The organism is Noviherbaspirillum sp. ST9 (assembly GCF_048799745.1).
Classification (GTDB): domain Bacteria; phylum Pseudomonadota; class Gammaproteobacteria; order Burkholderiales; family Burkholderiaceae_D; genus Noviherbaspirillum.
Genome location: NZ_JBLWFR010000211.1, coordinates 1 through 528, shown reverse-complemented (window position 1 = coordinate 528; position 528 = coordinate 1). Strand labels below are relative to the sequence as shown.

Here is a 528-nt window from a genome sequence, read left to right as displayed (position 1 = left end):
ATTTGTGTGTACGAAAAAATGCCGTGCTTTAACTGTAACTAGATCTGTAAATTTCCCACCCTTGAATATGACCCTTTTCCTTGTATCTCAAGAGTTAATATTGAAAGTGTATGGGAAAAAGTTCAAAAAACTCTTAATGAAGTAACGGCCACCGATGTGCAATTTGATATAAAAAAAGAAGACACTTCACAAAGTAACCTGCCGATATACGACAAAAAAAAAGCACCGTTAATTAGCATTATAACCGTTACTCTAAATGCAGCAAAATATCTTGAAGACTGCATTACGAGTGTCATCAACCAAAGTTCACTTAATATAGAGCATTTAATATTTGACGGCGGCAGCACAGATGGGACTTTAGAGATCATAAATAAATATGAAAGGCATATAACCTACTGGCAAAGTGAAAAGGACAAGGGTATATACGACGCAATGAATAAAGCAGTAAAGAAAGCAAAGGGAGAATGGGTTTATTTTCTAGGAGCAGATGATACACTGCTCAAAGGCTTTTCGTTTATTGCTTCCAGA

General features: G+C 35.8%; 1 protein-coding gene. It reads left to right on the top strand.

The window, feature by feature from the left end:
• Positions 1 to 156: 156 nt before the first annotated feature.
• A partial coding sequence (locus tag ACNOHI_RS25580) for a glycosyltransferase (RefSeq protein ID WP_420477532.1) occupies positions 157 to 528 on the top strand: 372 nt, incomplete at its 3' end.